General features: G+C 38.2%; 13 protein-coding genes and 1 pseudogene. 4 read left to right on the forward strand and 10 right to left on the reverse strand.

The features are described 5' to 3' along the window. The 7 genes and pseudogenes from ACRCJ0_RS05855 to lacD form a co-directional block, all read right to left on the reverse strand. Positions 1–180, reverse strand: a pseudogene (locus ACRCJ0_RS05855) (23S rRNA (uracil(1939)-C(5))-methyltransferase RlmD); the annotation flags it as partial. A gap of 112 nt (positions 181–292) precedes the next feature. Then, positions 293–784 (reverse strand): DUF1456 family protein, encoded by a 492-nt coding sequence (locus ACRCJ0_RS05860; protein WP_048725910.1) that lies wholly within the window; start codon positions 782–784, stop codon positions 293–295. 36 nt (positions 785–820) lie between these two features. Next, positions 821–1,405 (reverse strand): sugar O-acetyltransferase, encoded by a 585-nt coding sequence (locus ACRCJ0_RS05865; RefSeq protein WP_431389819.1) that lies wholly within the window; start codon positions 1,403–1,405, stop codon positions 821–823. Between the two features lie 332 nt (positions 1,406–1,737). Beyond that, positions 1,738–3,159, reverse strand: a complete 1,422-nt coding sequence (lacG, locus tag ACRCJ0_RS05870; protein WP_431389821.1) for a 6-phospho-beta-galactosidase — start codon at positions 3,157–3,159, stop codon at positions 1,738–1,740. A 25-nt stretch (positions 3,160–3,184) separates the two neighbouring features. Then, a complete protein-coding gene (locus ACRCJ0_RS05875) occupies positions 3,185–4,894 on the reverse strand; it encodes a lactose-specific PTS transporter subunit EIIC (RefSeq protein ID WP_431389829.1) in 1,710 nt (569 codons plus the stop codon). 4 nt (positions 4,895–4,898) lie between these two features. Then, positions 4,899–5,216, reverse strand: a complete 318-nt coding sequence (locus tag ACRCJ0_RS05880; RefSeq protein ID WP_149256580.1) for a PTS lactose/cellobiose transporter subunit IIA — start codon at positions 5,214–5,216, stop codon at positions 4,899–4,901. 24 nt (positions 5,217–5,240) lie between these two features. Then, positions 5,241–6,248 carry a tagatose-bisphosphate aldolase gene (lacD, locus tag ACRCJ0_RS05885; RefSeq protein ID WP_431389823.1) on the reverse strand — a complete coding sequence of 336 codons (1,008 nt, stop codon included), beginning with the start codon at positions 6,246–6,248 and terminating at the stop codon, positions 5,241–5,243. A gap of 200 nt (positions 6,249–6,448) precedes the next feature. Between lacD and lacA the strand changes: the two genes are divergently transcribed. The 4 genes from lacA to ACRCJ0_RS05905 all read left to right on the forward strand — a co-directional run bounded on the left by lacA (position 6,449) and on the right by ACRCJ0_RS05905 (position 9,278). Continuing rightward, complete coding sequence (lacA, locus tag ACRCJ0_RS05890; protein ID WP_026466573.1) at positions 6,449–6,877, forward strand: galactose-6-phosphate isomerase subunit LacA; 429 nt, start codon at positions 6,449–6,451, stop codon at positions 6,875–6,877. 24 nt (positions 6,878–6,901) lie between these two features. Further along, positions 6,902–7,414 (forward strand): galactose-6-phosphate isomerase subunit LacB, encoded by a 513-nt coding sequence (gene lacB / locus ACRCJ0_RS05895; protein WP_016897234.1) that lies wholly within the window; start codon positions 6,902–6,904, stop codon positions 7,412–7,414. Positions 7,415–7,425: 11 nt separating this feature from the next. Continuing rightward, complete coding sequence (lacC, locus tag ACRCJ0_RS05900; RefSeq protein ID WP_431389826.1) at positions 7,426–8,358, forward strand: tagatose-6-phosphate kinase; 933 nt, start codon at positions 7,426–7,428, stop codon at positions 8,356–8,358. Between the two features lie 164 nt (positions 8,359–8,522). Then, positions 8,523–9,278 (forward strand): DeoR/GlpR family DNA-binding transcription regulator, encoded by a 756-nt coding sequence (locus ACRCJ0_RS05905; RefSeq protein WP_059133843.1) that lies wholly within the window; start codon positions 8,523–8,525, stop codon positions 9,276–9,278. A 105-nt stretch (positions 9,279–9,383) separates the two neighbouring features. Here the strand turns inward: ACRCJ0_RS05905 and ACRCJ0_RS05910 are convergent, their stop codons facing one another. The 3 genes from ACRCJ0_RS05910 to ACRCJ0_RS05920 are packed head-to-tail and all read right to left on the reverse strand — an operon-like array spanning position 9,384 to position 11,625. Beyond that, complete coding sequence (locus ACRCJ0_RS05910; protein WP_026466576.1) at positions 9,384–10,787, reverse strand: PTS galactitol transporter subunit IIC; 1,404 nt, start codon at positions 10,785–10,787, stop codon at positions 9,384–9,386. Positions 10,788–10,816: 29 nt separating this feature from the next. Beyond that, complete coding sequence (locus ACRCJ0_RS05915) at positions 10,817–11,107, reverse strand: PTS sugar transporter subunit IIB (RefSeq protein ID WP_016897230.1); 291 nt, start codon at positions 11,105–11,107, stop codon at positions 10,817–10,819. A gap of 32 nt (positions 11,108–11,139) precedes the next feature. Beyond that, positions 11,140–11,625, reverse strand: coding sequence for a PTS sugar transporter subunit IIA (locus tag ACRCJ0_RS05920; RefSeq protein ID WP_059348486.1), 486 nt, complete (start codon positions 11,623–11,625; stop codon positions 11,140–11,142). Positions 11,626–11,964: the final 339 nt, after the last annotated feature.

An 11,964-nucleotide genomic window follows, 5' to 3' on the forward strand; every position in this document is an offset into this window, starting at 1 on the left:
GTTGGGCACAGTCACGCGAACTTTGTCTCCTGGGACGACATTATCGATAAATAGTAGTAAATGTTTTCCGTGGGGGCCTTTTTCTGGCGGATGGATATAGCGCACAAACCCCACGCCTGTATGGTCCAGTTTCTCAACTGTCACTTCAAGAACTTCTGTTGGATATAGATCTTTCTTCACTTTTTCACACCTCTTCTGGCAATTGTCAAGAAATTATAACAGTTTATACGAAAAAAGACTAGGTTTCCCCAGTCTGATTTCTACTATTAACTACTATATATGTGACGGTAATTTATTCCCCGCGGTAGCGCATTTTCAACCCATTTAGGAAGTTACGTGCGTACCGGTCACCACATGGTTTGTAGTTGCGGTGTCCTTCTTTACGTAAGACGGCGCCTAATTCACTTTTGGTTAAACGGCCACCAGCATCTTCCATGATTTCATGCAAATCTTCTGTGGTTAATGACAAGGCAATCTTCATTTTCTTCAATAATAGATTGTTGGCATTGTCGTCAGTTAACTCAAGCTTTGGTTCCGGTGCCCCTTCACGGACGCCACGTTGGGAAGTGATAATCCCATTTAAAAAGCGTTCAAAGTGTTCATTGTCTAAGACTTCTTCATACTCACGCTCATACTCATCTTCACTAGTAGGCGTTGAAGTAGTGAAGGCACGTACTTGATCAGCTGTGACACTTGCCCCACCCATGTCGAAAATTTTTACAACATCTTCGTCTTTGATATCTAAAGCATAACGCAAGCGCGTTAGTCGGTCATTATTATTCATTTTATCTCAACCTCTCTCAATAGTTATTATAGCAGATTAACCGTCACAACGGGCATCTGCTTCAGTAATTTCACGGATTGGCTTACAAGGGTTACCGACTGCAATCATGTTGGCTGGGATATCTTTTGTGACTACTGAACCGCCACCAATGACAGCCCCGTCGCCAATCGTTACACCTGGCATGACTTTCACGCCACCACCAAACCAGACATTATTGCCGACTGTAATGGGTTTAGCATATTCTAAGCCTTTATTACGTCTTTCAACATCTAGTGGATGACCAGCTGTATAGAAACCACAGTCTGGTGCAACAAAGACATCATCTCCGAATATGACTTTAGCCCCGTCTAGGATAACTAAATTGTGGTTGGCATAAAAGTTTTCCCCAATTTCAATGTTGAACCCATAATCACAATAAAATGGCCCTGCAATTTCAAATCTATCGCCCGTTTTGCCTAGTAACTGGCGGATAATGTCTTGTCGCTTTACTTTTTCACTAGGCCGTGCATGATTAAAGTCATAACACAATTCCTTGGCATCCGCTCTGGCGTCTATTAATTCCTGGTCATAGTTGGCGTCATAAATCAGCCCAGCTATCATCTTATTTTTTTCAGTTGTCATGAAAGAAACTCCTTATATCATTAACCTATTTCTTAATCTTAGTATAACAAAATCTATTTATAACCAGAAATAACTATCTTAAACATTTACAAATTTATCTAGATTGAATAAAGCTTTTAATATATTGGTCTCGTTAAAAAATTTAAGTTCCAAGTCTCATATTAAAAAGGCCGGAACTAAGTCCCGACCTTTTATGCTAACTTAATTCTTTTTAAGATCAAGTTTACTTACAATTATTGGTGCAAGCTTACTAGTAAAATTTGTAGCTTTTAAGGTAAAAGTACAAAATAACCATCTAAAGTATACCACCTTAGATGGTTAATTAACTACTATTATCCTATATCATTTGAGCTTAAATCTCTATTCTCATTCAATTGTTTCCACCAATATGCACTCTTCTTGGGATATCTTTCTTGCGTATCGAAGTCTACATAGAATAGCCCATATCGTTTATTATAGCCATTTGACCATGAGAATACATCCATTAATGACCAAACAAAGTAACCTGCTACATTGACACCAGCATCAATTGCCTCTGTACAAGCTATTAAATGCTTTCTGATGTAATCAATTCGAGGCGTATCATCGATTAACTTCGTATTGAAGTCATCCTTATACCCCATTCCATTTTCTGTTACATAAATCTTCTTATAGTTTGGATACTCTTTTGCTACCCGAATCATTTGATCTCTTAAACCATCCGGATAAATTAACCAATCCCAATCATTTCTAGGGATGTCCATATCAAACATTTGCTCACCAACGCCATGTAACGCGAATACTGACGTTCCCTTCTCACCTGTACCATTATGGTGGATATCATTATCACCATCATACGCTTTTACAAAATTACTTTGATAGTAGTTAATACCGAGGAAGTCATTTAAATCTTTCGCTGCATCTAAGTGCGCTAGGTCTTCTTCTGTAATATGAATTTCACCATTATTTGCTAGTAGTATTTCATTTACAGCATCCATCACTTCTTCGGTATAGTAACCTTTATAGGTAGCATCTAGTAAAAACTTATTCGCAAGTACATCATACAAGAATGCTGCATGCTCATTTTCTTTTTTACCTTCATAAGGATACTTCGTTTCTAATGAATGAATAATTCCAATCTCACCATCATACTGGTTGTCCTTAAATAATTTAATGGCTTTTGCATGGGCAACCATCATATTATGTTGTCCTTGTAAAGTTTTTGAAAAGTCATAAGTAATTGCTGGTGGGAATTTTCCTACTAAATATTGCCCACTAATTACAGGCCAAATCTCATTAAAGGTAATCCAATATTTTACTTCCTCTTGATATTCGTTAAAGCAAAATTCTGCATATCTGACAAAACTTTCAATTGTATGCGGATTTAAGAAATCTCCTTGACTATGTAAGGCATCCGGTGTATCGAAATGATGCAGTGTAACATAAGGCTCAACCCCTTGAGCACGAGCTTCTTTAAACAAATCATGGTAAAATTGTACACCAGCTGGATTAGCTTCCGCATCGTCTCCATTAGGGAAGATACGCGACCATGCAATAGATATACGAATAGCATCAACACCAAATTCGTGTGACAATTTTAAATCTATCGGATATTTGTTATAAAAATCACTCGCAGGATCGGCTTTAAATCGACCTTGTTTTTCCAAATAATCATCCCAGGCCACCTTACCTTTCCCGTCCACTGACGTTGCACCTTCTGCTTGATAAGCAGCTGTTGCGCCACCCAATAAAAATTCTTTAGGTAAATTCATCATAAACTCCTTTGCTTAACTTTAACTATTATGCTTCTTTTAATACGGAATCAACAAATTCTAATGCGGCTTTTGGATCGCGCGTTAATGAGATGTATTCTTTCCCTCTTGTTTTGACTAACTTCACATTTAACCGATCAGCATCTTCTTTAATATCATCATAGTTAGAAACGACTTGAGGTGCCAATATGATTAAATCATAGTTCCCCATAATCTCTTGGTGAGCACCATAAGCCCCTGCACCTGCTACTACTGGAACATCATATTCCTTAGCCCCCTTGTTTAGGGCGTTGGCTAATAGCCCACTGGTTCCTGCACCGGCACATAAGACCAAGACAGATACTTCATCTTTGATATGACTACCAGTTGAAACTTGACCGTCATTTTCTCCGACTTCAGTTGCATCAGCTTTAGTTTCTGCTTGTTCTTCAATAATTTCATCTTCGTTACTTAATTCTTTTTCTAAAATTTGTTTGTCATAAACTTTAAAGAATGGGTAGTAAATAATCGCATCTACTACAATCAGTAGAGCCACTACAACAAATGATAAAGGTGCAATTCCTGTCCCTAATACGATACCTATAGGTCCTGGTGTTGGCCAAGGTAGGAAATAAGAGAATCCATTCATTCCAAAAACTTCTACAAAAAATTTAAAAATCCAGACATTTAAAATAGGTGCTAAAACAAAAGGTACAAAGAATACTGGATTCAATACCAATGGTCCACCAAATAGGATTGGCTCATTCACACCAAAAGAGGTTGGGATAAATGACGCTTTCCCCACTGCTTTATTTTGTTTTGATTTACCAAACCACATAAATAAGTAAGGCACGACAAACGTTGCACCTGTACCCCCTAATGTTGCAACAAAGTACTGTAAGCCCGGTGTAATAATGTTAGCAGCATGCTCACCACCTTGGATTAATGCTAGGTTTGCATCCATATTCAAGAAGGCAATTGCAGTAATGGCTGGTTCTACAATTGATGGTCCATGAATACCAATAAACCAGAAGAATCCTATAGCACCGTAAATAATGGCGATCCCCACATAACCATCGGCTGCAGTAAACAAGGGTTGAAACATTTGAATTATGGCTTGTGCAAAACTTACGCCTGTAAAAGCACGAATCGCAATGTCAATACCATACGCGATGACCACTGCAATAGCAAATGGGATAACGTCCGTAAATGCTTGTGAGATATTTGGTGGTACTTCCTCTGGCATTCGAATGGCTATGTCATTTTTCATACAGAAATTATAGACAATCACGGCAATAAAGGCTGCTACAAAGGCTGCTAATAGCCCTGTTGTGCCGAGATAACCAGATGAGAATCCTGCAACAACTGCATCCCCTTCACCCTGTGCAATTTCAGTTGATGAAAGGAATAGAAAGACAACAATCGCTGCAATCATGGTGGAAACCCGATTTAACTGCTTGGTTGCCGGCAAGCGTCTATTATAGGAATCTGTTAGCGCCCTTGCTGTTGTTGCTGAAACGAGTAGCCCTAAAATCCCCATTGAGAAGGTATATGGTTTTACAATGAAGGCAACAACTTCATCACTCCAGTAGAATCCCCACACATTAGGCACATAAGCAATCAGCATAAAGATACTGGAGAATAAGACGACAGGCATGGCTGATATAAACCCATCTTTAATCGCCCTTAAGTAAATATTTCTAGATAGTTTCTCGAAGAATGGCTTCATCTTCTCAATCTGAGAAATCAATTTGTCCATCATTTTAGTCACCTACTCTACGGTAAAGTTCGATAAAATCAGTGACAATCTCTTTTAACAACAAGGTCGTCATTAAGTGGTCTTGTCCGTGGACCATAATGAAACCTAACTCAATATTCTCACCACTCGCTTCTTTAGCTAGCATATTTGTTTGGGCATTATGGGCATCCACTAAACTTTCGTTGGCTTCACCAACCAATCGTTCAGCTTCGTCAAATTCGCCGTTTCGCGCTTTGGATAAAGCTTCCACCAAAATTGACCGTGCCTCACCAGCATATGCGACAATTTCAAAACCTATCATAGTTGCTTCTTCTTTATTCATCACTGCTACCTCCGTTAATTGACCTTATTTACTTGTGACTAAATTACTGGCAATTTTACTTTCCCAAGACACTGCTGTCTCGTTTAATGTCTGATTTAATTCTTCAATATTGGCCACACCCTGTGTGCTCAACCATTCGCGGGCTGCAGCTTCTCCTTCATTAGCAAAAACGGCAACCGACTCTTTCCAAGTAGCCCGGCCACATAAAACCCCATTAAAGTCTGCGCCAGCTTCTTTGGCGAATACTAAGGTATCTCTAAATAATTGTGAACTTACTCCTGCACTTAAGTAGATATATGGCAATTCTGTCGCTTCGTCTTGCGCTTTAAAGTAACCTTTTGCTTCTTCAGCAGTGTATACTGGCTCATCATCATTAAAGCCTTCAACAAAGTTCATATTTACAGGCACTTCCACTTTTAAGACATCTACATCATATCTATCCTTAGAGAATTCTTTCATAGCTTCTAAAACTTTTCTTGGTTTCACTTCTGCATATTCTTTCGATTTAGCATCTTCAATATCTTTGTCATAAGTTAAGATCTCTAAGAAGTAAGGAATTTCTTCTGCCTTACATTCAGAACCAATACGTTCTACAAAGGCTTTTTTTTGTTCATTAATTTCAGTATCTTCATCTGCATCATAATATAGAAGGAATTTAACAGCATCTGCCCCTTCATCTTTAATTCGTCTAGCAGACCAAATTGGTAATAAGTCCGGTAAGCGACCTGGTTCTGAAGCGTCATAACCTGTTTCTTCATAAGCTAATAACAAACCTGCAGAAGGCGCTTTCACTTTTGCCGCTGGTAAACCATATTCAGGGTCTAATAAGATAGATGAAGCGTAAGGTGTCAACTCTTCAGAAATAGCTTCTTTGAATGTTTCAACCGCCTTTTGAATATTCTCTGTTTCCCCTGCTTGAGCGATCATTTTCTTCAATGACCCCCGTTGATCAATAGCTAGCGCGGAAATAAATCCTTCTTTAGTAGATAATTGTTTTAATTTATTTAGTTTACCTTCTGATACGAATTTCATAATGTCCTCCTTGTAACTGATTGTTACTTTATGTTGTTTTTTGTTTCTATTTGTTTAATTAGATATTATAACGCTTTCGCATTATAGTCAAGCTTTTTCAGAATATTTTTTATTTATTATGATTGTTATTGTTGATATTTGTTTATTTATGTTCTACAATGTGTTTATAAATAAATAAATTAAATTTTGGAGGTTATATTATGAAAGTGTATCTTGGTGCTGACAAAGACGGAATGCAATTAAAAGAAGTTATTAAACAATACTTACAAACAAACAAGATTGATTTTGAAGATCTATCAGAAACACCTAGCATCGATTTTGTAGAATCTACTACTAAGGTAGCTCAACAAATTCTAGCGGATGATAATGCCCGCGGTATTTTATTTGATCGATATGGTGCTGGTTCATACATTTCAGCTACAAAAATCAAAGGGATTATTGCTGCCGAAGTTTCTGATGAACGGTCTGCTTATATGACAAGAGAACACAATAATTCAAAAATCATTACATTAGGTGAACAAATTGTGGGGCACGAACTAGCAGAGAACATTGTGGATGCATTTCTATCTGCCGATTATGACGGTGGTCGTCACCAAATCCGTGTAGATATGTTAAACGCTATGTGCTAAGAGAATAGAATCGGAGGTAAAATTATGAAAATTGCAATTGGTTGTGACCATATCGTGACAGATATTAAAATTCGCGTATCAGATTACTTAGTAGAACAAGGTTATGAGGTGGTTGATGTAGGTACCCATAATCACGTGAGAACCCACTACCCTATCTTTGGGCGTAAAGTTGGTGAGGCAGTAACAAATGGTGAAGCTGATCTTGGTGTCGTCATTTGTGGTACTGGTGTTGGGATTTCAAACGCCGTCAACAAAGTGCCAGGCGTTCGTGCAGCTTTGGTAAGAGATATGACAACTGCTCAATACTCTAAGCGAGAATTAAACGCCAACGTTATCGCCTTCGGTGGGATGATTACTGGTGAATTATTAATGGAAGATATCATTTCTGCCTTTATCCAAGAGGAATATCAACCTTCTGAAGAAAATAAAACCCTAATCAACAAAATTACCCACCTTGAATCAAGCAATCATTCAGACAACCCTGACTTATTCACTGAATACCTTGAAAAATGGGACCGTGGCGAATACCACGATTAAGCGGTGATTATATGATTTTGACTGTAACCTTAAACCCTTCCATTGATATCTCATACACCATCCCCGACCTGCGATTAGACACAACAAATAGAACTGACCAAGTGGGTAAGACAGCTGGTGGCAAAGGGATTAATGTGACTAGGGTCATTCATGATTTAAATAAAGCCGTCACCGCCACTGGTTTTATCGGTGGACATTTAGGTGAAGGCATTGTCTCGGAATTAAATGAAAACGGTATCAAAACAGATTTCTTATCTATCGAAGGTGACACCAGAAATTGTATTGCCATCTTACATGATGGCCAACAAACCGAAGTCTTAGAATCAGGCCCTACCATCACCGATAATGAAAATACGGCCTTCTTAACTCGCTTCAAACAAGCTGTTGACTATGCTGATGTCATTACCATTTCTGGGTCTTTACCCAAGGGTTTAGAAGAAGATTACTATGTAAAACTGATTCAAATTACCAATGATTTAGACAAGAAAACCGTGCTCGATACATCCAAATCTAATCTTTCAAGTGTACTAGAAAGTCCATTTAAACCTACTGTAATCAAACCCAATATCGAGGAATTGTCCGATTTATTAGGTCAAAAAGTGAGTGCAGATCCAGCCGATTTAAAAGCTGTCTTAGCTGATGAATTATTTTCGGGGATTGAGTGGATTGTCGTGTCTTTAGGAGGCGACGGGGCTTTTGCTAAACATAACAACCGCTTTTATAAGGTAAATATACCAACCATTCCTGTTGTAAATCCTGTTGGCTCTGGTGATGCAACAGTTGCAGGGATTGCAGTGGCCTTAGAGGATAATTTAGATGATATTCACCTACTTAAACAAGCCATGACAACTGGTATGCTAAATACTATGGAGAGTATCACGGGCCATATCAATATCAATCATTTTGATGATTTATTTGATCGCGTGACTATAATCGAATATTAATTCATTTTGTGCTCTTTTCAAGTATACTATGTATTTGAGAAGAGCATTATTTCGTTATATGATATATATACGACCTATTTTCTATGACGATGCTATTGAAGCACTGGCTAATAATAATTGAAAAATACCTATAACGAATTACCGGAAATGAGGTGAACTCAACAATGTTAAAAAAGAAAAGACATGAACTAATCTTAGATTTACTTAAACGAAACGGCACCGTATCCGTAACTGATATCGTCGACAAGTTAAATGTATCAGATATGACTGTGCGTCGAGACTTAACAGAACTAGAAGAAAGTGGTTCATTAAGACGGGTTCATGGGGGAGCAATTTCACTAGGCGAATATCCAAAAGAAGAACTATCTCATGATGCTAAGAAAGTCATTAATATCAGCGAGAAAAACCGTATCGCTGAAAAAGCGATTGAGCTAATTAATGACGGTGACATCATCTACATGGGCCCTGGTACCACCATGGAAATCATGGCTCAAAAGATGGAACGGCAAGATTACGAGGTATACACCAACTGCTTACCCGTCTTCAATACCCTGGCTGATAAAGACATCAATGTCTACCTACTAGGGGGTAAAATTAAGAAGAATACTCAAGCTTTTAATGGCTATATCACCCTTTCTGTACTGGAAAACCTAAAATTCCACAAGGCCTTCTTTTCTGCCAACGGGGTCACCAATAACAGCATTATGACTGCCACCCTTGAAGAAGGAAAGACGCAGGAACTGGCTCTGAATAATTCAACTGAGAAGTACCTACTGCTAGACGCCTCTAAAGTTGGTAAAGAGGACTTCTTCACTTACTATTCTTTAAACGACGTGACTGCCGTAGTCATTAATAATGATGAAGACCACCGCTATGAACAGATTGTGAAGCATTCAAACATCCTATTAGTTTCTGAATAGGCGTCATTTACCCTTTGAAAAATGACTACCGCTATAAACAAAAGCAAACCCGCAACATCTTCAGACGTTGCGGGTTTGCTTTTTCTTTATTTTGTTGACAAATGCTTATGCTTTTTTCTCTGCATATTCAGCATTACGTTTCTTCATTTCTTTTGCATACCAAACGAATAAGACAAGGTAGATAACAACCGCTAAGGCTGCATACAAGATCATTTCGATATCCCCTTGTGAAGCTTGTCCAACAAAGTAAGCCACAAATTTTTCAATTGGCCCTTCTAAGGTTGAATGTGAAATCAAGGCGTTGGAAGCTACGTCAGCTGGGAAGGCCCCTACTTGCTTGGCTGTTTCTGTAACGAATGGTGCGATTAAGGTACCAGAATATAGGAAGGTTGGTAATAAGACTGTACCAATTACGATCATACGGATAATTCTCCCACGAGTAACAACTAATAAAGCTGGTGTTAGTCCCATGGCGATAATTCCACCAAGTGGTAGTAAACCATTATTCGGTAAAACTAGGGCTTCAATCAACATGATTGGTGCCAATACGTTGGCAACCGCCCAAATTTCAGCACGACCAGCGATAAAGGGCCAGTCTAACCCGATGTTAAAGGTACGATCTGAGAATTTTTTACTGGTAAAGTCTGTTACCCCTTGCGATAAGGGCTCAACGGAGGCAATAAACCATTGACCGATAACTGAAAAGAGTTCCAAACAGACAGCCGCTGTAAACCCTAAGGTCAGCATTTCCTGAATTGAAATACCCGCTAGGATGCCTACGAAGAAGCCTAGGTAAATCCCAATGGCAAACTTAGATCCCCAAAAACCAATTTTACTATTTAATTTTGCGGCATCGAAGTCGTATTTATCTAACCAAGAGAACAACTTGTCATAGATTTTATCTAATAACATGATAATTGGGTTCATCATGTAATTCATATGAGTCGTGGTCATTGGGTTTTCATCCGGAGCATTCAATAAGTCATTAAATGTCGGTTTCATCAAGTCAGAGTTAATGATTTTCAATACCCCAATAAAAACAACTAATAAGGTTGTTACGAATAAGTTGGCGCCCATATACATTGCAAATAATCCAACGATTGATAAATGCCAAATATCAAAGATATCCACATCTAGCGTGTTTGTTTTATTTAAAGCCAGCATAATACCGTTAATAATCAATACAACAAACATAAAGTATAGCGTGTACGGTGAACCCCAAGTAATGGTCGCTAAGGGTGCCCAACCAACGTCAGTCACATTTAAATTCAACCCTGTATTGGCAACAAATTCCCCTAGCGCACTCGAGAAGGCACCTGTTAAAATGTTCATGATCGCCCCAACCCCTGTTAAGGCAATCCCTAATTTAATCCCACCTTCAAGCGCTTTGGTAAATTTCACCCGGAATAATAAGGCAATGACGGTCAAAATAATCGTCATTAAAGGCGCTGCCCCTAAATTTATCAAAGGTTGGAGTACTGTATTCGCCAAATCGATAATATAGCTCATCTTCTACCTCCAAATACTTTTCCTAGCATCTATTTAATAATCGATTCAATTTCATCGTAAACTGGTTTGGCCATCGCTGGAATACGGTATAGAATCGGTCCTGCATTGACAACTGGAATCTTGATATCAAAAGAGAAATCCGTATCCGCAATTTCCGCAAAAATATCATACTTGTTTAACATATCTTCAGTAATATCTTTGATCATTACAGCGTCACAAGTCACACTGTACCCGCGTTTTTTCATTTCTTCTTCAATGGCATGTTTAATTTGATGGCTTGAGTTAACCCCTGCCCCACAAGCTGCTAAAATCTTCGTCATCTTATTACCTCCTGAATTTTTTATATTTATTTTTATATTTTGCCTTCGATAATGTCGTAAAGGTCCAACGGTGTTGACGCTTGGAATAAAGCTTGCGCTTCTTCAGTATCTAAAATGTTGATAAAGTCCATAATCTTGGCTAGAATTTGCGACTGTTCCTCTGGATTATTATTCAAAATGATGAATAAGTTAGACACTTCTAGGGATTCTTTAGGGTGAATCATATTGTGAAAAACAACTTTATTGGTTAAGCCAACAGGAATCACCTTGGTCGCATTCACGAATTCTCCTTCAGTATGCGGAACAGCGATATTGCTATAGCTAGGATCAATTACGGACAAATCCAAGCCGGTGGGATAATTTTGTTCACGTTCTAAAATATTTTCAATAAACTTTTCTTTCACGAGTCCTTTCTTCAATAATTTCAAACCAATTTCTTTTAAGACTTCTTCGCTTGTTGTCGCGTGAGAAATAAAGGTATCTTCAATCGACACTAACGATTCTTTAACTTCTGACAATGGTCATCCTCCTCTACTTGTATACTTTACATTTGTTATTATAGCGCTTACATTTTATTTGTCAACATTATTAAACAAAAATAAACAATTAGCAACAATGATTCAATTGAAAATATGGCAGCAAAATCAAAAAGACCCCCATCAGACCAGGATTTCCCCTGTTTTTTGGAGGTCTTGCTTATTTAGAAAATTTCTCAAAAATTAAGCTGTTGCTTTTTGTTTGCTGTTTGCGTATACAGAGGCTGCGACTGTTACCGCGAAGTATAGGGCTAATAGTCCCATGAAGACAGCATTTTCACGCAAGAAGTCAAAGGCCATCATGTGTACAAGTGTAGCAGC

Source organism: Aerococcus sp. L_32, assembly GCF_050689315.1.